Genomic DNA, 22,702 nt, shown 5'->3' on the forward strand with positions numbered 1-22,702 from the left:
GATATCGCATTTTTTTGTGTCTTGCCATAAAAGAATACAGAAAATTGGCTATATTTTTATTGGTATGCTTTTTGCAATGCTATAAATACTAAATAAATTGCAGGGGATTATTTTTAACAAGGCGAAAAATAAAACGCAAAAACCTTAACGTAAAAAAATGTAAGGAGCAACCCCAAAATGGTGCGTACAAGAAATGGAAGGCATAACCGGGAAGATGGGGTTAAACGGAATGCATTGCAGGACAGACTGATGGAAAACCAGCAAAAAATTCTATTGTACGAAACAATTTTGGAGCATTTGGATGTCGGTATTCACGTAATTAACCAATGCGGCGAGACGGTTGTGTATAATGCAACTATGTCTAAACTGGAATGCTGCAATGCCGACGAGATGCTGGACAAGAATCTTCTGAGCGCAATGCCGCATCTCACGGAAGACACCAGCACCCTTTTTACGGCGCTGCGAACCGGCCGGGCTTTAAACAATCGCCAGCAAACATACATTAACGCTCATGGTCAGCAGGTGGTTACCGTAAACAGCACCACGCCCTTGCAGATTGGCGGACGAGTGTTCGGCGCCCTGGAAATCGCTAAAGATATTACTTTCATTCAAGAATTGGCGGAAACGGTTATGAATCTGCAAGAAAAATTGTTTCACTGTAAAAAAGGAACGGTGAGCAACGGTCATCATCCGAACACACGCTATGTTATCACTGATATATTAGGGGAATCTGCGGCGATGAAGACGGCTCTGTCTTATGCTGTGCGGGCTGCCCGTACGGCGTCCAATATCCTGATTTATGGCGAGACAGGCACGGGCAAGGAATTGTTTGCCCAAAGCATCCATAATCTCAGTCCGCGTAAAAATCAGCCGTTTGTCGCCATTAATTGCGCCGCCCTGCCGGAACAACTGCTGGAAGGACTGTTATTCGGCACAACAAAAGGAGCTTTTACCGGCGCCGTTGATCGTCCAGGCCTTTTTGAACAGGCCAGCGGCGGTACTTTATTGCTGGATGAACTCAATTCAATGAATTTGAATTTGCAGGCCAAGCTGCTCAGAGTGCTTCAGGAAAATTCTCTGCGGAGGGTCGGCGGAGTCAATGAAGTGCCAATCAATGTAAGGGTTATTGGCACAATGAATATGGAGCCTGCGGAGGCTATACAGGAAAAGCGGCTGCGGGAGGATTTATTTTACCGCCTGGGCGTTATGACCATCAACACTCCCCCTTTGCGGGACCGTAAAGAAGATATCGCTGCTTACACTGCCGCTTTTATTGGCAAGTATAACCCGCTGTTAGGCATCAGGGTACAAGGCATAGCTGCGGAAGTGAAGGATGTTTTCCGGCGGTATGCCTGGCCGGGCAATGTCCGGGAACTGCAGCACGCCATCGAGGGGGCAATGAATTTGATCGATGATGAGGCTGAAATCCAATTTCATCACTTGCCAATGGCATTCCGCGCCAATCTGGTGGACGCGTTGCAATTGAAGCGGGAAAATTTACGGCAGGAGCTCATGTCGTTTGACAGACCTTTGACCGACCAGCGGGAGGCAATGGAAAAGAAATTGATTGCCGCCGCTCTGGCGGTGGCGGGCGATAATATTACCAAAGCTGCCGAACGGTTAGGGCTGACCCGGCAGGTACTCCAATACAAGCTGAAAAAGTACAAATTAAAATAACCGGCCCATGGCTGGAACTGGCATTGATCTTGCATACCTAACCGTTAACATTACCGGTAATGTTAACGGTTAGTCTACCTTGGGGCCTGAAACTCTGTGAAATAGTTTCAGGCTTCGAGGTGAAATCAATGGAGGTTTTGCTATGGGCTATCCTTTTGTCGAAATTCAGCTTGACCGGGTGGCTGCCAATACCCGTTTAATTGTTGACATGTGCCGTGCCCGCAGTATCGAGGTAGTTGGCGTAACGAAAGGCGTTTGCGCGGATGTGGCGATTGCACAGGCTATGTTAGACGGCGGAGTGGCGATGCTGGGGGATGCCCGGGTCCAAAATCTGCGCCGGCTGCGCGAAGCCGGCGTCAATGTCCCGCTGATGCTGCTGCGGATCCCGATGCCCAGCGAAGCGGATGAAGTGGTGCGGGTCGCCAATTGCAGCCTGGTTTCCGAGTTCTCGACTCTCAGTCAGTTGAATCAGGCTGCCGGCAAGGCCGGGGTTGCCCATGACGTGATCCTGATGGTGGATATGGGAGATTTGCGGGAGGGGGTTATGCCGCAAAAGATTTTGCCGTTAGTGCAGCGCTGCATGACATTGCAGGGAATAAGGCTGCAAGGACTGGGGGCAAATTTTGCCTGCTATGGAGGCTTAATTCCTACGCCGGAGATTCTCAGCAATCTCGTTGCGTTAAACCGGCAAATCCGGGATGCGTTTGCTGTGACCTTGCCGGTGGTTTCCGGGGGCAGTTCCGCTAATCTTGGCTTGCTGATGGCCGGTGCCTTGCCCGCAGGAATTACACAGCTGCGGATTGGCGAAGGCATTTTACTCGGGCGGGAATCTCTGCGGCGAAACGCCATTCCGGGAGCGTATCAAAACGCTTTAAATCTGTGCGCTGAGGTTGTTGAGGTGCAGGAAAAGCCATCAGTACCGCTGGGAGAAATCGCCCAGGACGCTTTTGGCCAGACGCCGGTATTTGTGGACAGGGGCACCCGTAAGCGGGCAATTGCGGCGATTGGCCGGCAAGATGTCGAACTAACCGGTTTGACGCCTGCTTGTCCGGGCATCGATATTCTGGGCGGCAGCAGCGATCATCTGATTCTCGACGTCAGTGACGCGGCCACTGAAATTGTTGTCGGCAGTAAAGTATGTTTTTATATGCAATATGGCGCGTTGGTCCATGCTATGATTTCACCCTATGTATCCCGTGTGTATACAGGGAGAGCTTTGCTTCATCCTGCGAAGAGCGATACTAAAGGATCCTAAATACACTAAATATTTTAATCAATGCAAAAATTTTGGCGGCACCGCAAGAAAGTATGCGTGATCAGTAAGCGCGAACCCTGAATTTTAGCATGGATTTTTTTGGCATACTTATTGCAATTGTATTTAGGCAACTGGACCATAGGGGCATTTGGTCAATTTACAAGGTTTTAATTCAATTCAAACAAGGGGGGATCATCGGTGGAAAATATAAAAGTGATTTTTTGGGGGTTAGGGGCTATGGGGGGCGGTATGGCCAAAGACATACTGCTGAACAAAAAAGGCATTGAAATTGTCGGGGCAATCGGGCAAAACCCGGCAAAGATCGGCAAGGACCTGGGCGAGGTTTTGGGTATCGGGCGGCAGATCGGGGTCATTGTCTCGAATAAGCCGCGGGAAGTGCTGAATCATACGGCGGCCGATATTGTGCTGCATGCCACCCAGTCTTTTACTAAGGATGTGTTTCCGGAGATTTCTCTGATTGTCGAATCCGGCAAGAATGTGATTACCATTGCCGAGGAAATGTCCGCGCCATGGGCTGAAACACCGGACTTGGCCGAACACATGGACAATTTGGCTAAAAAACATCAGGTTACCATTCTTGGCACCGGCGTTAACCCGGGATTCGTGCTGGATACACTGATCTTAACCCTGACAGGCGCCTGCCAGGCAGTGAATAAGATATGGGCCGCCCGAATCAATGATCTTTCCCCGTTTGGGCCGACTGTGATGAAAACCCAGGGTGTCGGCACGACGGTAGAAGAATTTAATAAAGGCCTGAGCGATGGAACCATTGTCGGCCATATTGGGTTTCGGCAGTCGGCCTACCTGATCGCCAAGTCGCTGGGCTGGGAACTGGACCATATCGCGGAGACCCGCGAGCCCATCATGACCACCGTATACCGGGAAACACCCCATGTGAAAGTGCAGCCGGGCATGGTGGCCGGCTGCCGGCACATTGCCCGCGGCTATAAGGATGGTGTGGAAATTATTACTTTAGAGCATCCGCAGCAAATTCACCCGGAACTGGAAGGGGTCAAGACCGGGGACTATATTTCGATTGAAGGCACTCCCAGCATCAAATTTTCCGATGAGCAGGAAATTCCGGGCGGAATCGGCACCATGGCTGCGGCGGTAAATATGATTCCCCGGGTCATCAATGCCCGGGCCGGCCTGCTGACCATGCCGGATCTGCCGGTTATCACCGCGCTGATGGGGGACGTACGGCAGTTAATCGCTGACGGGAAGAAAAGGTGTCTGACCATTTGATCCGATAAAGCAAGGGGGAATCGATAGTGGCCAGTGATAGTTTTGATAAAAAGATCAGCAATGCGGTATCTCAGCAGTCAGGCTTGAACCGGGGCATGAAGAGCAGGCATCTGTTCATGATTACTTTAGGCGGTGTAATCGGCACAGGACTGTTTTTGGCGTCGGGCTCAACGATCCATCAGGCCGGGCCCGGCGGGGCCGTTCTGGCCTATGCCATCGGCGGTTTTATTATGTACATGGTCATGCTTTGTCTGGGTGAACTGGCGGTGGCAATGCCTGTTTCCGGTTCTTTTCAGACCTATGCCAGCACCTTTATTTCTCCTGTGGTCGGCTATATTCTGGGCTGGTTCTTTTGGCTGAACGGGGCGACTACTATTGGCATTGATCTGGTGGCTGCCGGCATGCTGCTGCAAAGCTTGACGCAAGTTTCCGAATGGGTCTGGGTGCTTGTTTTCGGACTGGTTTTATTCGGCTTGAATTCATTGCATGTTTCAGCCTTTGGCGAGTCGGAATTTTGGTTTGCCAGTATTAAAGTGGGGGCCATAATCGCCTGCATCGTTGTGGGCGGCTTGGCGATGGCGGGCACGGTCGGCGGCCATGCCGCCATCGGCTTCAGCAATTTCTTTGCCGACGGCTTGTTCCCGAACGGTATGCTGGCGGTTTTGGTTTCGATGCTGACGGTGGCGTTCGCCTTTAACGGCACGGAGATTATCGGCATTGCCGCCGGCGAAAGTGAAACTCCGGAAAAGACCATCCCTAAGGCTGTGAATGCGACTGCTTTCCGGACGCTGCTGTTTTACGTTTTGTCCATGATTGTTGTTGCCGCCATTGTACCCTGGCGGGAAGCCGGGGTCAAAGAAAGCATTTTTGCCGATGTGTTCCAATACGCCGGCATTCCCGGCGCCTATACTATTATGACGCTGGTGGTTGTCACTTCGGCTCTGTCCTGCGGCAATTCCTGGGCGTACAGCGCCACCCGCATCCTGTGGGCCATGTCTAAAGACGGCATGGCGCCGCCGGTTTTCGGACAATTAAACCGCCACAAGGTCCCGATGAACGCGTTAATCCTCACGATGGTCGTTGCCGGCGCTTCGCTCCTATGCAGCGTCTATGCCGCTGACAGCGTCTATCTCTGGCTGATCTCCATTTGCGGTTTGGCGGGAGTGCTTGGCTGGATGGGCATCTGCGCTTCCCAGTATTGCTTTAGAAGGCAATTTGTTGCCAATCAGGGAAAAAAGTCGGATTTAAAATATCGTGTGCCGTTTTTCCCGTTGGTGCCGGCACTGGGTTTTTTTCTGAATCTGGCCATCATCATTGGCCTGTGGTTTGATGAAAGTCAACGGATCGCGATTTACGCGAGCGTTCCTTTTACTATTCTTATTATGGTGTATTACTATATGGCGGTTGCTCCGAAACGGAAACTGGCCCTGCAGCAAAAAACCTTCGATAAAACCAGATAGCCGAAGGATATTGGAGAATCGGGCAACAGGGGAAATACGCTGAAAATGGTGAGAGAATGGGGGCGGTGAACATGCTTTATGCAAAACAGGGAGACTGGGTGCAGATTCATACGGTTATTTTGCCGGCCGGCGAACGTGCGCCGCAAGTACCGGCAGAGACGGGAATGGTTCCCCTGGAGATGAAGGCCAAGGGCTTTTTGCTGGAGGAACAGGCGGCTATGGGCATGGCCGTGACGATCCGTACGCTTGCCGGACGAAAGCTGCAGGGAAATTTAGTTGCCGTTAACCCCCGCTACGCAGTGGATTATGGTGTGCCGCAACCGGAATTAATGACGATTGGCGGGGGAGTGCGGACTATACTGGAGGGGAAACGGGATGCGTGACAACAGCTACCAGGCGGTGATGGCCCGCAAGCCGGAGATTATCAGGCAGGCCACTAATATTGATTATGCCGGCTTCGAAAGCGGCGGACTGGCTTTTGACTACGAACGCATGATGCAGCAGGCGGCTTATGATATAGACGAGATGATCCGCATTCAGCGGCAAACCGGGGTTGGGTCCACACCGCTGCTGGAACTGAAAAACTTTACGGCTTTGGCGCGTCATCTGGCCGGCCCCGGTAAAGGCGCTCGCATTTTCGTAAAAGACGAGGCCGCGAATCCTTCCGGCAGTTTTAAAGCGCGGCGGGCTTCGGTGTCGGTGTATCATGCGCAAAAACACGGCTATCCCGGAGTCGTGGCCGCGACCAGCGGCAACTTTGGGGCGGCGATCGCTTCTCAGGCCGCCATACGCGGACTCAAAAGCATTATCGTACAGGAGACGTTTGACAGCCGGGGACTCGGCCAGCCGGAGATTATGGAAAAGGGCCGGGCTTGCGAGGCTTATGGCGCTGAAGTTTTGCAGCTGACAGTCGGGCCGGAATTGTTTTACACCTTTCTTCTGGTGCTGGAGGAAACCGGCTTCTTCAATGCATCATTGTACACTCCTTTTAGTATCGCCGGGATTGAAACACTGGGTTTGGAAGTGGCGGCGCAGACCCGGCAGCTTGCCGGAAGGCAGCCGGATGCGGTGGTGATTACCCATGCCGGCGGCGGCAATGTCACCGGTACGGCCCGGGGGCTCAGGCGGGCCGGCTGCGTGAATACCGCCGTGGTGGCGGCCAGTGTGGATCTGTCCGGCTTGCACATGGCCAGCGACACTGATTTCAACCGCAAATCGTTTACCACCGGCCATACCGGGTTTGGCATGCCGTTTGCCATTAATCCCGACCGGGCCGATGTGCCCCGGAATGCCGCGCGTCCCCTCCGTTATATGGACCGCTATGTCACTGTCACCCAGGGAGAGGTCTTTTATATTACCGAAATGCTGGCTTCCCTGGAAGGGCTGGAAAGAGGGCCGGCCGGCAACACATCGCTGGCGGCTGCTTTCGCCCTGGCGCAGCAGATGGGCCGGGATGAGGTAATCGTGGTTCAGGAGACGGAGTATACCGGCGCCGGCAAGCATCCGTCGCCCCAGCTCACCTTTGCCAAAGAGAACGGGATTGAAGTGCGGCGCGGCCATCCGACTGAAAATGTGCCGGGTAAAGCGATTGTTATTCCGGAGCATCCCGGACAAATCGCCGCCCGGGAGGTCGACTTGGATAAGGTGCGCCATTCGTATCTGTGCAGCGTGCTGCCCAAACTGGATAAGGAAAAGCCTGGCTGCGCCGACATCGAATATTTGGCGGCGGAGACCCATACGTCAGCCCCGGCGGTTGAAGCGCTGGTTCATGGGATCCTGAGCGGCCGGTGAAAATAGACTTGTAACAGGAGGTGGCCGGGAAGAGATTTCCCGGGTTTTATGCAAAGGCAGGATGATTTTTCCCAGCGGCGGACGAAACTGGCAGAATTATCGGATGCTCAGCTGAAAGACCGATTTTGGCGTTTGACGGAGCAGGTGGTTGAGCCTTTGATGGAACTGGCCCGTACCCATACCTCGCCTTCTGTGGAGCGTTCGGTTTTGTTGCGCATGGGTTTTTCCAGCATGGAAGCCAAAGAAATTGTGGACAAATGCGTCGAGCAGGAACTGTTGGGCAAAGGCGCCGGCCACGCGGTGTGGCGGCTGTCCCAGCTGGCAGGAATCCCTTACCGGGAAGCCGGTCTGCGCCTTGGGCAGGGACTGGGGTGGGACCAATTGCGCGCTTATTGGCAAAAGGGGGAGCATCATGACGCTGAAAGCTGACGAAAAGCTGGTATTGGGGGAAATACTGCGAGACCTGGAATCGTACCGGCCGCGCCGCAAGGGCTGGACCTGGCGTATACCCAGCACAAACGGCCAGGCCGGACCTTTCCGTTACCGGCAGATTTCCGAACCCTTAAAACAGTCCTGCGGGCTGCCTGCATCCAGATATTTTAATCATATTGATCCCCAGCCTGACTGCGTGATTACCACGGAAATCGCCTCCGGACGGTTTGAGGACGATATCCGGCGGATGCGAATGGCGGCGTGGCATGGCGCGGACCATATCATGGTGATCCGGACGGCGGGGCAAAGTCACTTTGACGGCTTGATCGAAGGCACTCCCGAAGGAGTGGGCGGGGTGCCGATCACCCGCAAGCAATTGCGGGCGACCCGCAAGGCGCTTGATCTGATTGAAGATGAGGTAGGCCGGCCGATTAATTTCCATTCGTACGTCAGCGGCGTGGCCGGCCCGGAAGTGGCGGTGCTGTTGGCCGAAGAAGGCGTGAACGGGGCGCATCAGGACCCTCAATATAATGTGCTGTACCGTAACGTAAATATGTACCGTTCCTTTGTCGACGCTGCCGTGGCTAAGAAGATCATGGCCGGAGCCGGTATGGCTCAGATCGATGGCGCCCATAACGCTAATGCCACGGCGCGGGAAGCCTGGAAAGTAATGCCGGAATTGATGGTCCAGCATGCTGTCAATTGCCAGTATTCAGTGATGGCCGGCATACCGCGGGACCGGATTTGCCTGTCTACCGTGCCGCCGACCGCGCCGCCGGCGCCTTGCGTTACGATGGATTTACCGTATGCGGTGGCGCTGCGGCAATTATTTGACGGGTTCCGGTTCCGGGCGCAAATGAATACCAAGTATATGGAGTCCTGCACCCGGGAAGTAACTGTCACCCATGTTCTGAATATGCTGCTGTCCCGCCTGACCAGCGCCGATATTCAGAGTACTATTACCCCGGATGAAGGACGGAATGTTCCCTGGCATTATAACAATATCCACGGGGTCAATACCGCTAAACAGGCACTGCTGGGACTCGACGGCCTGCAGGACATGGTCAGCCTGAACTACGAGGGGGAACTTGGCGTCAGGGTGCGGGAGCTGAAGGAACGGGCCTGTTTGTTTATGGAAGAAATTATTGCCGCCGGCGGCTATTTTGCTGCGGTGAGTCAGGGCTTTTTTGTGGATTCCGGGATGTATCCGGAAAGAATGGGAGATGGCATTGCCCGGCAGCTGAACGGCGGCGTTGGCGACGGTACGATCGTGCCGCGGGATGAGGATTATCTGGCGCCGGTATGTGATCATTTCGGGATGAACCGTCTGCCGGAGGGAATTACCCGGGCTTGTGAACTCATTGACGGCTGCACCCTGTGCCATCCGGGAAAAATTGTCTGGATTGACGAACTGGATCCCCAGGATAACGTGCGCTGCCGCCTGGCTGAGCATGACGCCGAGCGGGCAAAGGGCTTGCTGCGGCCGGAGGTTCAGTGGCAGGGTGACGGTGTAGTGTGCATGACCCTGTTTTTGCCGGCCGCCGAGCGAGTGGCGGAATTTGCCGCGCTGAGTATCGGCGAAAATCTGGGGCTGCTGGATGTGGAGGTCATCCACAAGCAAGTGTTGCATCCGGCGGAAGGAACGTTGGTGGAATTGAAAGGACGGGTTCCTTTTGCCATTGACCCGGCAGTACTGGTCATTCCGCCGGTGGCGGAAACACTGACAGAAGACGAAATCCGGCAATTTGTCAATGCGCATAAAATAAAAATTGTCGCCGCTACGGTGGGCGAAGATGAACACTCGGTTGGCCTTAAGGAAATCCTGGATATTAAACACGGCGGCATTGAGAAGTTTGGCATTGAGTGCAATTATTTAGGAACATCGGTGCCGGTGGCCAAGCTGGCGGATGCGGCGGTTGAGATTGGCGCCGACGCCATTTTAGTCAGCACCGTAATTTCTCATGCCGATATCCACCGGATCAATATGCGGCGGCTGCATCAGTATTGCCGGGAAATTGGCATCCGGGATAAAGTAATTGTTGTTTGCGGTGGCACCCAGGTTACCAATGAACTGGCCAGGGGCGAAGGACTGGACGCCGGCTTTGGCCGCGGCACCAAGGGATTGCATGTTGCCAGTTTTCTGGTGAAGCGGTATAAAGAATTGAGGCAGGGGCAGCCATGAAAAAGGTGGATATCCTGGTTGCCGAAATTGGCAGTACGACCACCCTGGTTAACGCGATTACCGGTATTGATACCGCAGCACCGGCGCTGGCCGGCCAGGGGCAGGCGCCTACCACGGTGCTGGACGGGGATGTGACGCTTGGGCTCAGTCAGGCTATTCTGGAACTGGAACGCCAATTGGGCGCTCCGGTGGCTTACCGGGAAATCGTGGCTTCCAGCAGTGCGGCCGGCGGTTTGAAAATGACGGTGCACGGCCTGGTTTACGATATGACCGTCAAAGCGGCGCGGGAGGCGGCGCTGGGGGCGGGCGCCAATATTCACTGGGTCACGGGAGGGGTATTGACGGAGGAAGACGTGGCGACGGTTGCCCGTATTCGCCCGAATATAATCCTGTTAGCCGGCGGCACAGATTACGGCGAAAAGGAGACAGTCATTGACAACGCCAAATGCCTGGCCGGTTTGGCCAGGAGTATTCCCGTCATTTATGCCGGCAATTGTGCTGCCAGACAGCAGGTTTGTTCCATTCTCGCCAATGCCGGCGGCGCGGTAACGGCGGTTGACAATGTGTATCCCCGGATTGACCAGTTGAATGTTGAACCGACGCGGCAGGTGATTCATGACGTTTTTGAAAAGCATATCACCGAGGCGCCGGGAATGCACAAGATCCGGCAAATGGTCGGCGGCCGCATCATTCCCACCCCCGGGGCGGTCATGCGGGCGGCCCGGCTGCTGCGGGAGGCCATTGGCGATCTGCTGGTTTTGGATGTGGGGGGAGCAACGACCGATGTGCATTCGGTAGCCGAAGCAGATCCGGAAATCGACTCCATGCTGGTCAGTCCCGAACCCCTGGCGAAACGAACGGTGGAGGGAGACCTGGGGGTTTATGTCAATGCCGGCAATGTATTGGCCTTGTGCGATATTGCTAAATTATGCGAAAGGCTGAGCTGCCGTCCGGAGCAGTTGGAGAGTTTGCGCACCCCGGTGCCGGTGACATCCGCTGAGCAGGAGTTTGCCAGGTACCTAACCGAAACCGCGGTACGGACAGCTGTAAGCCGTCATGCCGGCAATATCGAATATGTCTATGGTCCTGTGGGACGGCTGGCGATTGCCCGGGGTAAAGACCTTACCGGCGTGAAGTGGATCATTGGCACCGGCGGCGCCTTGACACGGCTGGCGGCAGGAACGGCGATCCTGGCCGGCGTCAATGCACCGCAGAACAGCGCCGCCTTACTGCCTCGAAACGGGCAGGTTCTGATTGACCGGAACTATGTCATGGCTGCCGCCGGATTGCTGGCCGATACATACCCGGAGGCGGCGCTGCAATTAATGAAAAACAGTCTGGCAATTTAAAGCCAGACTGTTTTTGACCGGTTTCGAACGTTCACTCTTGCTTACGTATTGGTGGCAACGCAGTCCCATTCCTGATCCATATAACATACAAGCCAGTTCAACGCCCTGTGTCTTTCTACCACCACTTCATCGTTTAAGCCGCCTGGAGCCGGTTTTTTCTTAATGCGCGCGTCCACGCAAGCCCAGTCGTACCGGTAGATCAAGTCGGCCTGGTCCAGAATATCCTTTTTTTCTTAACGCTGCGTTGCCCGCAAAATGATCGAAGCTTCCCGCATCCCTCAGAAAGCTTATCGCATTACCTTCAAACAATAAAACTCCTGGCCGCAGCCAAGTGCAGCCAGGAGTTTTGGAATTTCAGACGCTGAACAAACGCGGTTAAAGATATTTAAACGGTATGGTTTTCTTGGTATCGGGATGCAGACTGTTATATTGGGATCATCATCCTGTTTTATCTTTACGCCGCCGGCCTTCCAGATATTCTTCTTACATCTGGAAGCGGGCAACGCTGGATTGCAGGCTGGCGGCAAGGGTCGCCAGATTTTGGCTGGAAGCGGCGATCTCCTCCATGGAAGCCGATTGCTCTTCTGTAGCCGCCGATACAGTCTCAGCTTCGGCAGTGGCGGTTTTGGCCGAGGCATCAATTTCGCCGGTGGCGACGGCCAGGGACTGAGTGGCGGTGACGGTTTGCTGAATGGAAGCGGATATGGTGTCGATTTGGGCGGAAAGATTTAACACGTCAGCGGCGATGGCGCTAAAGGTATCGCCGGCTGAGCCGACCAGTTCAACCCCGCTGCGGATACTGCCGACGCCAGTTTGGGTGGCGGTTGTCGCCCGGTCCATATTGACCTGGTTTTGACCGATGAGCTGGTTGATTTTATCGGCAGCTTCGCTGGATTGCTCTGCTAACTTTCTGACCTCTTCGGCCACAACGGCAAAGCCGCGGCCGTTTTCACCGGCCCGGGCGGCCTCAATGGCGGCGTTTAGCGCCAGCAGATTGGTCTGGGAGGCGATGGAGGCAATCAGGGTCACAATTTCGTTGATTTCCCGGGAACCGGTATTGAGCTCGTCCATAGCGGCGCTGATAACGGCCGAATTGTCGCCAATGGTTCGCATTTGGCCAATTGCCTGACTGATCGCCTGCTGACCCTGACCGGCGGCTTGAGAAGCGGAATGGGCGAGACCGGCAATAGTATCGGCCGTCATCGCCAGTTCGCGGGTTTTGGCAGCCAGATCCTGAGTAACGGCGGCAATCCGGCTGCTGGCTTCGGCCTGAGAGGCAGCCCCCTGGGCAATGGTTGTAATGGAGCCCGCCACCTGATTGGCGGCATTCGCCGACTGTTGGGCGCCGGCAGTCAGCTCCTCGCTGGCGGCGGCTACATGACCAGCATCGGAGAGAACCCGGCCGATGACGTCACGCCAATTGCCGCGCAGATGGACGACTCCCGCAGCCAGTTGACCGATCTCGTCCTGGGTCGCGATGGTCAGCGGCCTCTCGCGCAAGTCTCCGTTGGTCAGTTCAAGGGTCTCATCCCTTAGCCGGCGGATCGGGGCGGCAATATGCCGGCTGATAAAAATAATAGCGCCAACTGTCAGAAGGAGACAGAACAGCATGACGCCGATCATGCCGCGGGTAAGGACGACAAGAGGCTGTCTGGCTTCGCTTTCCGGCGCTGTCAGCACCAGTATCCAGCGCTGGCCGCCGGGCAGATCAACCGCCGACATCTGGGCGATCCGGGGTATGCCATTAAAGTCATAGACTCCCATAACCATTTGTCCGGTTTCGGCACTGGTTTTGAACATATGAAGCATGCGGTCATCCTGCATGGTTTGTTGCAAATTTACGTCCGAACCGGATATTTTTTCGGTAAGATTCAGTTTGCCGACCAGATCCGGCTGCCGCGCGTGGGCGAGGACTAGGCCGTTGGCGCTGGCAATCAGGCCATACCCGCTCTTCAGCCATTTTAGATCTTTAATGAGGACGTTTAACTTGTCAATAGCAAAAGAGCCTGTCAGTACCCCGGCTATATTGCCGTTGTTCACCACAGGTACAGCCACATTAAACGCCAGCTTGCCGGTAGTTTTAGAGAGCAGGAGTTCTGATACAACCGGTTTCTGGGTGGCAATCACTTTCCGGAAGTAGTCCCTGTCACCTAAATAGACTGAACTGCCGTCCGAGCGAACGGCATTCCCGTCCTGAGCGATAAATACGGAACTTTCTAAATACTGGGAATTGTTTTTGCAGTCAGTCAGAGTCGCAGTCAGCTGCAGACGGTCTGAGGGGTTGCGCAACCCCGGCAGCATGGCGAAAGCCTGCTGCTGCACAATGGCTTCATGGATATAGGACTCAATACGGCGGGTATAGTCGGTTTCGACTGCCTGGGCGGTTTCGTCCAGAGACTGGGAAAGGGCCTGTGAGGATAGGTAGTAACTTACGCCGCTTAACAGACCAAAAGAGAGAAGGAAGCAAGGCAACAGCAGCAGCATTAAGCGGAGATGAATGCTGGTTATTTTCATGTGGGACACCCTTTCTGCAAATGACTCAATGTCAAAATGGTTTTAGTACTATATTGTTATCATTATCCACACGATAAAAATCTCCTTCCAAAGAAAGATATTCTATCCTTATTTTTCTACAATTTACGTTTGCCAATTGGATATTTCATCTTGGCGGCAGCACGCCGCTGAAAGGGTTTCTGTTTATCCAGTGAATCTTTTAAAAAAATTGCCAGACAGCAGGAGGCCGGCGACTTAAAGTCGAAGGGTAGAATAAAACTACCTGCAAGCTTGGGCTAGTCGCGGCATGGTATGGAACGGAGGATAATATTGATGAAGAAATATATTGGTTTGTTGGTGCTTATGGCAATGGTTTTTGTATTGGGAGCATGCTCCGTGAATAAAGGAGAAGATACTGCCCAGACAGCCGGGAATTTGGGGATGATTACCCTTGGACTGATGCCGGATGTAGATTCTATCCCATTTATTATTGCTCAGGAAAAAGGATTCTTTAAAGAAGAGGGGCTGACGGTCAATCTAAAATCCTTTAAAAGCGCCGTGGACCGGGACAGCGCCCTGCAAAGCGGCAACCTGGACGGCGCTATTTCAGATATGCTGGCTGAGGCCTTTGCCAAGAATGGCGGCTTTGATACCGTGATTACCTCCATGAGCCAAGGGAGCTATAAAATGGTGGTCAATAAAGACAAAGCTGTCAGCAGTATTCAGGATTTAAAAGGACAGGATGTGGCTGTATCCAAAAATACTATTATTGAATATGTAACCGACCGAATCCTGGCCAAGGGGGGGTTGACCCCGGAGGATATCAACAAAGTCGTGATTCCTCAAATCCCCACCCGCCTGGAAATGCTGCAAAACGGTAAAATCACCGCCGCTACCCTGCCGGATCCTATGGGCAGCATTGCTATGAAAAACGGCGGCAAACTTTTAAGCAGCTCTGATCAGTTAGGCGTCAATCCCGGGGTTCTCTTGTTTACCGGCAAGGCTGTCAAGGCAAAGGAACAGGAAATCAAGGCCATGTACCGGGCCTACAACAAGGCGATCGATTACCTGAACAAGGAGCCAATGGACAGCTATATCGACCTGGTCATTGAAAAGGGCGGCTTCCCGCCGTCGGTAAAAGGAGCGTTGGTCCTGCCTTCCTATACTAAAGCCACTGCCGCCAGTCCCCGGGAAGTGGAGGCTGTCGTCCAATGGCTGCACAGCCGGAATTTGATCAACAAGGCCTTTACCTATGAAGAATTGGCCGATACCCGTTTTGTAAAGTAAGACGGACATGATTCAGATCAAGGACTTGACTGTTACGTATGAATCCCAGGGAGAATGCTATGAGGCCCTGCAGCAGATCAATCTGGAGCTTCCCGCCGGTGAGACTTGCGTCATTATCGGCCCTTCCGGCTGCGGCAAATCAAGCCTGCTGAAAGTCATGGCCGGAATTATCCGGGATTTTGCGGGGACGGTGACCGTCAATGGGCAGCCGGTGAATCCCGAGCGGCAGAGGATTGGTTTTATCCCGCAAAATTATGGGCTGCTGCCCTGGAAGAATGTATATGAGAACATTCTGCTGGGTGTGAAAATCAAAAATCAAATCAACGCCGCTACCGGCGAAACCCTGACTTCCCTTTTGGAACAGCTGGGGCTGACCGGGCTGGAGAACCGCTATCCGGCCGAATTAAGCGGCGGACAGCAGCAGCGGGTCGCTTTGGCCCGTTCTTTTCTGCTGAAGCCGGACCTGCTTTTAATGGACGAGCCCTTTTCCGCTCTGGATGCCTTGACCCGGGAAGAAATCCAGCATGTATTTTTAAACACATGGCGGGAACATGCTATTTCTACCATTCTGGTGACCCATCAGGTGGAAGAGGCTGTGTATCTGGGCCGCAGGATCGTGATCATGTCTGCTTCTCCCGGCATGGTCAGCCAGATCATTGACAATCCTTTGTTTGGCGTCGAGGATGTACGCCGGCGGCAGGATTTCTTTGAGCTTACCCTGGCATTGCGGCAGCAGATCAAAGAGATGAAAAGGAATGGGGCAAAATAATGCAAAAGGCAACATGGGCCGGTTATCTCTGGGCGATACTGGCTATTCTGGTTTTATGGCAGGCTGCCGCCATGCTGCTGGTGCTGCCGATTATTCCGGCACCCCTGGCGGTAGTCCATAACTTATCGCAGATATTTTTCAACAAGATCGCCATTCATGGTTTTTACAGCTTATGGCGCATCGTTGGCGGGGTTCTGCTGTCCATGGTCATCGGCATTCCCGTTGGTCTGGGCATGGGATACTTTTCCTGCTGCGACCGGATCTTGGCGCCCTTTATCTATCTTGTCTATCCCATTCCCAAAATTGCCCTGCTGCCGGTGATGATGCTGCTGTTTGGCCTGGGAGAGTCGTCGAAGATCCTGATGATTTTTTTGATCATTATTTTTCAGGTTATTGTGGCCGTCAGAGACGGCGTGAAAAGCATCCCCCGGGAGACCTATTACCCGCTATATTCTCTGGGAGCGGGTTTTGGAGCCGTTTGCCGGGACATTCTCATCCCTGCCTCTCTGCCCAAAATTCTGACATCCCTGCGCATTGCTATGGCCACAGCCGTATCGGTGCTGTTTTTCACCGAAACTTTCGGCACCGAGCATGGCATGGGATATTTTATCATGGACGCCTGGCTGCGGGTGAATTATTTGGAGATGTATTCGGGAATTGTGGTGTTAAGCGGCATCGGGATGCTCATATTCGGCATGATGGATTATTTGGAAAACAAATTTTGTCAGTGGCAATATAAATAAATTTTGATCCGAGCCTTGACAAGCGACAATGATCCTGGGATAATGTATACAAAGTTACAAATGGTGATGAGAAAGTGCATCTAGGGTTCCGCTGTTTACAGGTCTGGACCAAGCGATGCAGGGCGCGGGTGATGCCGCGTTTACACCGTGGGAATAAAAGTCCCTGCGGAAGGTTTCTTGCTTAGTGTAGGAATCCTTTCCGGGGGCTTTTTATATTTCATATCCAAAAGTGATGACTGGGAATAGGGCAAAGGATAACCGTTTCAGAGAGCCGGTGGCTGGTGCAAGCCGGTGCGGTGCCTTGGCTGATCTCACCCATGAACTCCAAAGCTGAATGTACAATGCAATGTATACTGTATGCAAAATATTTGTACATAGGCTGCGGCGCGCCGGGCGTTAACCGGAAAGAGCCCAAAGTAGGGTGGTACCGCGTAGAAACGCCCCTATTCCATGAAATGTCATGGGATAGGGGCGTTTAGTTTATCTGAAATGAAAGGGAGAATGGCCGGGAGAGCAGGTTAAAATAACCGGTGAGCACTGTTGAGGACTTCTATTGAAATACCTCCAATATAAAATGGAAGGGTAGTGTTACTATGTTCAGCAAGCGTCAATCCATGCAAATCATTGCCATAGTTATGGCTGCGGCTTTATTTGTCGCCGGCTGCGGCGGCGGTGCCACGACCGCGGACAGTCAAAATCAGACGGCCAAAATCGGAGTAGTATCGTTTCTGACCGGCGGCGGCGCCGCTTACGGCGAAGCCATCCGGCAGGGGCTGGAACTGGCCCGGGATGAGATCAACGCCCAGGGCAAAGTGAAAATCGACCTGGTCTTTGAAGATTCCAAAGGGGAGAAAAACGAAGCGATTAATGCAGTCAATAAATTAGTCAACAAGGATACCGTAGTGGGCATTGTCGGTCCCACCCTGAGCGGTGAACTGTTTGCCGCCGGCCCCATTGCCAATCAGGCGGGCGTTGTCATCTTCGGCACTTCGATTACTGCCGAAGGAGCTACTGATATCGGTGAATATGTGTTCCGCAATTCTTTACCGGAATCTCTGGCCATTCCCCATGCGGTGAAAAAAGCCCATCAGAAATATAACCTGAAAAAGGTAGCTCTTATGTATTCCAATAATAACGACTGGGCGGTATCCGGCTATAAAAGCCTTGACAAGGCGGCCAGAGAGCTTGGCCTGGAGGTTGTGGCCACCGAAACCTTCGCTGATAAAGACACGGATTATTCAGCCCAACTGACCAAGATCGCCGCCTTAAAACCCGATGCGGTTCTGGTCTCCGGATTGTATCAGGAAGCGGCCCTGATTTTGAAAAAGGCGCGGGAATTGGGCCTCGATGTTCCTTTTGTCGGCAGCAACGGACTCAATTCGCCCCAGCTGGCCAAAATCGCCGGCAAAGCCGCTGACGGCGCCATCGTAGCCAGCCCCTGGTTTGCCGGTAAGGAGGACGCCGGTGTTCAAAATTTCGTAGAAAAATTTAAAGCTAAATATAACGGCAAAGTACCTGACCAATTTTCCGCTCAGTCTTACGATGCCTTATACATCATTGCTTCGGCTCTGGAAAAATCGGGATCAATGTCCGACCGCCAAAAATTCCGGGACAGCCTGGCTGCCATTAAAGACTTTACAGGCGTTACCGGCAAGTTCTCGTTTGATGAGAAGCGCAACCCGGTCATGGATGCCACTGTACTCATTGTGAAAGATGGCCAGTTCACCGAGTTGAAGTAACTGAAGAGCAGGATTTGGGAGGGGGTTATCCCGCCTTCGGTGATAGAAATTTAAAAGCAAGAAAAATAGAAATGAACAGGAGGGATGAGCGCATGTTTTTACAACAAGTCGTAAACGGATTGACACTCGGCAGTACTTACGCCCTCATCGCCCTGGGGTATACGCTTGTTTTCGGGGTATTGGGGATTGTCAACATGGCCCACGGCGAGATTTTTATGATCGGCGCCTTTGTGGGGCTGACACTGGTGAGCAAGTGGCAGCTGAATATTTTCGTGGCCATGGCCGGGGCGATGGCGGCCGGCGCTTTGGCCGGAATTATCCTGGAGCGGGCGGCGCTGCGCCCCCTTCGCCGCCGGGCAGTATCCCATCTGGCTCCGCTCATTAGCACCATCGGAGTCTCCATCTTCCTGGAAAGTCTGGCGCTGCGTATTTTCGGGCCTCAGACCCAGGCCTTTCCGATTCAGTTTGGCGGCGGCCTGATCGACCTGGGTCTGATCAAAATAGCGCCGATTCAAATCCTGATCCTGGGGGTTTCCTTTGGCCTGATGCTCATTTTGCAGTTTTGGCTGCAGCGAAGCCGTATCGGGCAGTTAGTCCGGGCTACGGCAGAAAGCACCGAGACGGCCGGTCTGTTGGGTATTAACACCGGCCGGATCATTGTTCTGACCGTGGCTCTGGCTTCCGGTCTTGGCGGCGTGGCCGGGGTGCTGGTGGGGCTGGCTTTTAATGCGGTGGAACCCACCATGGGCATTACCATGGGCTTTAAAGGACTGGCGGTTTTGATCCTGGGCGGTCTGGGGAATATCCCCGGCGCCATGTTTGGCGGGCTGATCCTGGGCATTGCCGAGGTCTTCAGCGTGGCCTACGGCTCGTCTTCCTACCGGGACGCCGTAGCCTTCGGCATGATCATTATCTTATTGGTGCTGCGGCCCCAAGGCTTGTTTGGCGGCAGCTCCCAGCAAGGGGGCCGCTGTTAGCATGGACTTGTTAAACCCTTACTATCTGCAGATTATCACCTTTATGCTGATCAATGCCATCTTAGGGATCAGCGTCTATCTGACTCTGGCAGCCGGCCAGCTGTCTCTGGGCAATGCCGGCTTCATGGGCATCGGCGCTTATACGGCGGCTCTGTTGACCTTAAAACTCGGCTGGCCCCTTTATGTGGTCATACCCCTGGGAGGAGCGGCCGCCGTGCTGGTGGCGCTGTTAATCGGCCTGCCGACGCTGCGTCTGCAGGGCATTTATCTTGCCATTGCCACTTTGGGTTTCGGCGAAGTCATGCGGGTGATTTTTTTGAATCTGGAGATTACTAACGGCGCTTTAGGGTTGTCTGGCATTCCCGCTTTGAGCGTCATGATCGGCAGGCAGTTGTCTCAAATGGGCTTCAGCCGGGTGGCCGGACTCTCGCTGCAACAGGCCGGGATGCTGGCCGTACTTATATTGCTGGCCTTTCTACTGGTTCTGTTAGTTGTTTTTGCCTTGCTACTGCGCAATTCCCGGGTCGGACGGGCTATGGCAGCTATCAAGGCTGACGAGACTGCCGCTGAAATCACCGGCATAAATATTACGTATTACAAATTGCTGGCCTTTTTGCTGGGGGCCTTTGTAGCCGCTGTGGCCGGCGGGCTGGCAGCTCATCTTACCTACTATATCGGACCGAAGGATTTTGCCTATCACCGGGCGGTGGAAATTCTGATTTTCGCCGTACTGGGCGGAAGTGACGTGGTCTGGGGGCCTCTGATCGGCGCCTTTATCGTCACCATGCTGCCGGAAGTATTGCGTTTTGCCGCCGAATACCGGGAAATGATCTACGGCGTTATTTTGGTGAGTATGATGGCCTTTCGGCCCCAGGGGCTCATCGGGGAAGAAACCATCAGGTTTTGGCAGGCTAAATGGGGAAGGAGAGCGGCCGGATGATGCAACTTCAAAATATTAGCAAGGCTTTTGGCGGCTTGGCAGCCTTAAGCCAGATTTCATTCCGGGTAAAATCGGGGGAGGTTTTAGGGGTCATCGGACCCAATGGCGCCGGTAAGACCACTCTGTTTAACCTGATGACCGGGGTTATCGGACCTTCATCAGGCGATATCCGATTTAAAGAACAGTCCCTGTTAGGGCTGAAACCTCATCAGGTTACCGAACGGGGCATTGCCAGGACCTTTCAGAATATCCGCTTGTTCGGCCATCTTTCCGCCCGGGAAAATGTGATGATTGGCGCTCACTGCCGTCTGCAGACCGGCATTTGGCAGGGTGTGTGGCGGACATCCGCCCAGCGGCGGGAAGAAACCGCAGTGCGGCAACAGGCGGATGAATTGCTTGAATTTATGGGTCTGACCGATGTAGCTGCGACAACGGCCGGCTCATTGCCCTATGGCAAGCAGCGCCGGCTGGAGATTGCCCGGGCTTTGGCCACCAGTCCCAGTTTGCTGCTTCTGGATGAACCTACGGCCGGTATGAATGAAAAAGAGACCGCTGAGTTGAGCGATCTCATTAAACAGATCCAGGCCAGGGGCAAAACCGTAATTCTGATTGAGCATGACATGCAACTGGTGATGAATATTTGCGACCGGTTAGTCGTGCTGAATTTCGGCAAAAAAATCGCCGAAGGGCAGCCCCGGGAAATCCAGCAGCATCCGGCGGTCATCGAAGCCTATCTGGGACAGGAGGGAGCTTAACCGTGCTGAAATTATCAGGCATTGTCGCCAAATACGGCAACATTACCGCTTTAAAGGGCATTGATCTGGAAGTACCCGCCGGGTCGGTGGTCAGTTTGATTGGCGCCAACGGCGCCGGGAAATCCACCACTATGAAAACCATCACCGGACTGATGCAGGCCACGGAAGGACAGATCACATTCTGCGGACAGGAAATCAAGGGGCTGGCCGCTCACCAGACCGTGAGCCGGGGAATATCCCTGGTGCCGGAGGGACGGCAGATTCTGGGCCGCATGACGGTGCTGGAAAACCTGATGATCGGAGCCTGTCAGCGCCGGGACAATGAGATTCAGGCAGATATCCGCAGACTCTTTGATCGGTTCCCCATTCTGGGGGAGCGCCGGGAGCAGACGGGGGGCACCCTGTCCGGCGGGCAGCAGCAGATGCTGGCCATCGGCCGGGCTCTTATGGCTCGCCCCAAACTGCTGCTGCTGGATGAACCATCCATGGGTCTTGCGCCTTTGGTGGTAGCCGACATTTTTCGTATCATCCGGGAAATTAATCAGGAAGGCGTTACCATTCTGCTGGTGGAGCAAAATGTCCGTCAGGCCCTAAAAGTGGCCGATTACGCCTACGTCATGGAAACCGGGAAAATAATCCTCCATGGAAAAACCGAAGAAATCATCCATAATCCGCGGGTTGTGGAAGCCTATTTGGGCGGTAAACAACAGCCGGCACAGGCCCCGAAAGTCAAGGAGTCCTGTGCCGGATAAAATTCGTTTTAAAAATCATCTGCGGTCTCGAATCTGGGACCGTTCAAAAAGGTCCGGATGCTAGGAAGGTCGAGGAAGCGCGCGCCGACAGCACGTTCGCAGGGTACGGCAATGCTGGAAAGATGCGCAGCATCGTGAAAGCTGGAAGAAAGCAGGTTTCTTTTCGGGTAATCAGAGTACGCAATTAGCACAAATCCGAAAAGGAACACTTTCTGAACAGCGCGCTCCCGCAGACCTGACAACGCAGATGGGCCTTTTTCAACGGTTCCCTGCTACCAGGTGTTTTTGTGGACTCTGGCTGCCGCATACCGGTTAGCGGGGGCTTTTTCTTCGGCAGGGTAGCCGATGGGCAGGAGAGCCAGCGGAATGATCTTGTCGGGCAGGCTGAACTTCTCCTTAAAGGCTATGACCCTGTCCTCCAGGGGGTAGATGCCCAGCCAGACCGACCCCAGACCTTTAGCGTGGGCGGCTAACAGGATGTTTTCCGTTGCAGCCGAACAGTCCTGCACCCAGAACTCTTTGGAAGGTTCCTGATTCGTTTCGCCGCATACCAGAATAGCCACCGGCGCTTCGCGCAACATATGGGAATAAGGATGGATGCGGGGAATACTGTCTAACAGCTGACGATCATCAATGACGATAAAATGCCAGGGTTGTCCGTTTTCCGCTGAAGGAGCGGCCATGGCCGCCTGCAGGAGCTCCTGGATATCTGTTTCGGCGACTGTCCGGGAAAGGTAGCGGCGAATGCTTCGCCGGGACAATATATTGTTCATAACTGATTCCTCCTCATTGCTAAGAAAAACTGTAGGTTAATGTATTTACATATAATACTACA

At 53.7% G+C, this 22,702-nt stretch carries 19 protein-coding genes and 1 pseudogene; 17 read left to right on the forward strand and 3 right to left on the reverse strand.

The window, feature by feature from the left end:
* Positions 1 to 177: 177 nt before the first annotated feature.
* From ALO_RS08065 to ALO_RS08105, 9 genes are all read left to right on the forward strand, one after another.
* On the forward strand, positions 178 to 1,677 hold the full coding sequence (locus tag ALO_RS08065; RefSeq protein WP_004094636.1) for a sigma-54 interaction domain-containing protein: 1,500 nt from the start codon (positions 178 to 180) through the stop codon (positions 1,675 to 1,677).
* A 142-nt stretch (positions 1,678 to 1,819) separates the two neighbouring features.
* Positions 1,820 to 2,932: an alanine/ornithine racemase family PLP-dependent enzyme gene (locus ALO_RS08070; RefSeq protein ID WP_004094638.1), complete on the forward strand. Its 1,113-nt coding sequence runs from the start codon at positions 1,820 to 1,822 to the stop codon at positions 2,930 to 2,932.
* Between the two features lie 198 nt (positions 2,933 to 3,130).
* On the forward strand, positions 3,131 to 4,198 hold the full coding sequence (ord, locus tag ALO_RS08075; RefSeq protein WP_004094640.1) for a 2,4-diaminopentanoate dehydrogenase: 1,068 nt from the start codon (positions 3,131 to 3,133) through the stop codon (positions 4,196 to 4,198).
* Between the two features lie 26 nt (positions 4,199 to 4,224).
* Positions 4,225 to 5,658 carry an amino acid permease gene (locus tag ALO_RS08080; protein WP_004094645.1) on the forward strand — a complete coding sequence of 478 codons (1,434 nt, stop codon included), beginning with the start codon at positions 4,225 to 4,227 and terminating at the stop codon, positions 5,656 to 5,658.
* A gap of 71 nt (positions 5,659 to 5,729) precedes the next feature.
* Positions 5,730 to 6,041, forward strand: coding sequence for a 2-amino-4-oxopentanoate thiolase subunit OrtA (gene ortA / locus ALO_RS08085; protein ID WP_004094646.1), 312 nt, complete (start codon positions 5,730 to 5,732; stop codon positions 6,039 to 6,041).
* Positions 6,034 to 7,449, forward strand: coding sequence for a 2-amino-4-oxopentanoate thiolase subunit OrtB (gene ortB / locus ALO_RS08090; RefSeq protein WP_004094648.1), 1,416 nt, complete (start codon positions 6,034 to 6,036; stop codon positions 7,447 to 7,449). Before ortA ends, ortB begins: the two co-directional genes overlap by 8 nt.
* Before the next feature lie 48 nt (positions 7,450 to 7,497).
* Positions 7,498 to 7,878 (forward strand): ornithine aminomutase subunit alpha, encoded by a 381-nt coding sequence (locus ALO_RS08095; RefSeq protein WP_004094649.1) that lies wholly within the window; start codon positions 7,498 to 7,500, stop codon positions 7,876 to 7,878.
* A complete protein-coding gene (gene oraE / locus ALO_RS08100) occupies positions 7,862 to 10,063 on the forward strand; it encodes a D-ornithine 4,5-aminomutase subunit OraE (RefSeq protein WP_004094651.1) in 2,202 nt (733 codons plus the stop codon). Before ALO_RS08095 ends, oraE begins: the two co-directional genes overlap by 17 nt.
* Positions 10,060 to 11,412 carry a GlmL-related ornithine degradation protein gene (locus ALO_RS08105; protein WP_004094652.1) on the forward strand — a complete coding sequence of 451 codons (1,353 nt, stop codon included), beginning with the start codon at positions 10,060 to 10,062 and terminating at the stop codon, positions 11,410 to 11,412. The genes oraE and ALO_RS08105 overlap by 4 nt, the downstream gene beginning before the upstream one ends.
* 41 nt (positions 11,413 to 11,453) lie before the next feature.
* On the opposite strand, the pseudogene ALO_RS23770 reads toward ALO_RS08105, so the two are convergent.
* Positions 11,454 to 11,652, reverse strand: a pseudogene (locus tag ALO_RS23770) (DUF4272 domain-containing protein); the annotation flags it as partial.
* Positions 11,653 to 11,895: 243 nt separating this feature from the next.
* Positions 11,896 to 13,926, reverse strand: coding sequence for a methyl-accepting chemotaxis protein (locus ALO_RS08110; protein WP_004094655.1), 2,031 nt, complete (start codon positions 13,924 to 13,926; stop codon positions 11,896 to 11,898).
* Between the two features lie 312 nt (positions 13,927 to 14,238).
* Between ALO_RS08110 and ALO_RS08115 the strand changes: the two genes are divergently transcribed.
* The 8 genes from ALO_RS08115 (at position 14,239) to ALO_RS08150 (ending at position 21,867) form a co-directional block, all read left to right on the forward strand.
* Positions 14,239 to 15,192 carry an ABC transporter substrate-binding protein gene (locus tag ALO_RS08115; RefSeq protein WP_004094658.1) on the forward strand — a complete coding sequence of 318 codons (954 nt, stop codon included), beginning with the start codon at positions 14,239 to 14,241 and terminating at the stop codon, positions 15,190 to 15,192.
* A 7-nt stretch (positions 15,193 to 15,199) separates the two neighbouring features.
* Positions 15,200 to 15,961: an ABC transporter ATP-binding protein gene (locus ALO_RS08120; RefSeq protein WP_004094659.1), complete on the forward strand. Its 762-nt coding sequence runs from the start codon at positions 15,200 to 15,202 to the stop codon at positions 15,959 to 15,961.
* The gene (locus ALO_RS08125) at positions 15,961 to 16,704 is read left to right on the forward strand and encodes an ABC transporter permease (protein ID WP_004094660.1); all 744 of its coding nucleotides are present in this window, start codon (positions 15,961 to 15,963) and stop codon (positions 16,702 to 16,704) included. The genes ALO_RS08120 and ALO_RS08125 overlap by 1 nt, the downstream gene beginning before the upstream one ends.
* Before the next feature lie 593 nt (positions 16,705 to 17,297).
* Complete coding sequence (locus ALO_RS08130) at positions 17,298 to 18,443, forward strand: ABC transporter substrate-binding protein (protein WP_004094666.1); 1,146 nt, start codon at positions 17,298 to 17,300, stop codon at positions 18,441 to 18,443.
* A 92-nt stretch (positions 18,444 to 18,535) separates the two neighbouring features.
* On the forward strand, positions 18,536 to 19,420 hold the full coding sequence (locus ALO_RS08135) for a branched-chain amino acid ABC transporter permease (protein WP_004094669.1): 885 nt from the start codon (positions 18,536 to 18,538) through the stop codon (positions 19,418 to 19,420).
* A gap of 1 nt (position 19,421) precedes the next feature.
* Entirely contained in the window at positions 19,422 to 20,360 is a 939-nt protein-coding gene (locus ALO_RS08140; RefSeq protein ID WP_004094671.1) for a branched-chain amino acid ABC transporter permease, read from the forward strand.
* Positions 20,357 to 21,115, forward strand: a complete 759-nt coding sequence (locus tag ALO_RS08145; protein ID WP_004094674.1) for an ABC transporter ATP-binding protein — start codon at positions 20,357 to 20,359, stop codon at positions 21,113 to 21,115. Before ALO_RS08140 ends, ALO_RS08145 begins: the two co-directional genes overlap by 4 nt.
* Positions 21,116 to 21,117: 2 nt before the next feature.
* Entirely contained in the window at positions 21,118 to 21,867 is a 750-nt protein-coding gene (locus ALO_RS08150; protein WP_004094676.1) for an ABC transporter ATP-binding protein, read from the forward strand.
* A gap of 272 nt (positions 21,868 to 22,139) precedes the next feature.
* Here ALO_RS08150 and ALO_RS08155 read toward each other — a convergent pair whose 3' ends face one another.
* Positions 22,140 to 22,640 (reverse strand): nitroreductase family protein, encoded by a 501-nt coding sequence (locus ALO_RS08155; protein ID WP_004094677.1) that lies wholly within the window; start codon positions 22,638 to 22,640, stop codon positions 22,140 to 22,142.
* Between the last annotated feature and the right edge of the window lie 62 nt (positions 22,641 to 22,702).

Origin of the sequence: Acetonema longum DSM 6540 (assembly GCF_000219125.1) — a bacterium.
Taxonomy (GTDB): domain Bacteria; phylum Bacillota; class Negativicutes; order Sporomusales; family Acetonemataceae; genus Acetonema; species Acetonema longum.

What these genes read in the sequence shown, in the direction of transcription:
- ALO_RS08065 (WP_004094636.1), top strand. Translation starts at nt 178, where the DNA reads ATGGTGCGTACAAGAAATGGAAGGCATAACCGGGAAGATGGGGTTAAA.
- ALO_RS08070 (WP_004094638.1), top strand. Translation starts at nt 1,820, where the DNA reads ATGGGCTATCCTTTTGTCGAAATTCAGCTTGACCGGGTGGCTGCCAAT.
- ortA (WP_004094646.1), top strand. Translation starts at nt 5,730, where the DNA reads ATGCTTTATGCAAAACAGGGAGACTGGGTGCAGATTCATACGGTTATT.
- ortB (WP_004094648.1), top strand. Translation starts at nt 6,034, where the DNA reads ATGCGTGACAACAGCTACCAGGCGGTGATGGCCCGCAAGCCGGAGATT.
- ALO_RS08095 (WP_004094649.1), top strand. Translation starts at nt 7,498, where the DNA reads ATGCAAAGGCAGGATGATTTTTCCCAGCGGCGGACGAAACTGGCAGAA.
- oraE (WP_004094651.1), top strand. Translation starts at nt 7,862, where the DNA reads ATGACGCTGAAAGCTGACGAAAAGCTGGTATTGGGGGAAATACTGCGA.
- ALO_RS08105 (WP_004094652.1), top strand. Translation starts at nt 10,060, where the DNA reads ATGAAAAAGGTGGATATCCTGGTTGCCGAAATTGGCAGTACGACCACC.
- ALO_RS08110 (WP_004094655.1), bottom strand. Translation starts at nt 13,926, where the DNA reads ATGAAAATAACCAGCATTCATCTCCGCTTAATGCTGCTGCTGTTGCCT.
- ALO_RS08115 (WP_004094658.1), top strand. Translation starts at nt 14,239, where the DNA reads ATGAAGAAATATATTGGTTTGTTGGTGCTTATGGCAATGGTTTTTGTA.
- ALO_RS08120 (WP_004094659.1), top strand. Translation starts at nt 15,200, where the DNA reads ATGATTCAGATCAAGGACTTGACTGTTACGTATGAATCCCAGGGAGAA.
- ALO_RS08125 (WP_004094660.1), top strand. Translation starts at nt 15,961, where the DNA reads ATGCAAAAGGCAACATGGGCCGGTTATCTCTGGGCGATACTGGCTATT.
- ALO_RS08130 (WP_004094666.1), top strand. Translation starts at nt 17,298, where the DNA reads ATGTTCAGCAAGCGTCAATCCATGCAAATCATTGCCATAGTTATGGCT.
- ALO_RS08135 (WP_004094669.1), top strand. Translation starts at nt 18,536, where the DNA reads ATGTTTTTACAACAAGTCGTAAACGGATTGACACTCGGCAGTACTTAC.
- ALO_RS08140 (WP_004094671.1), top strand. Translation starts at nt 19,422, where the DNA reads ATGGACTTGTTAAACCCTTACTATCTGCAGATTATCACCTTTATGCTG.
- ALO_RS08145 (WP_004094674.1), top strand. Translation starts at nt 20,357, where the DNA reads ATGATGCAACTTCAAAATATTAGCAAGGCTTTTGGCGGCTTGGCAGCC.
- ALO_RS08155 (WP_004094677.1), bottom strand. Translation starts at nt 22,640, where the DNA reads ATGAACAATATATTGTCCCGGCGAAGCATTCGCCGCTACCTTTCCCGG.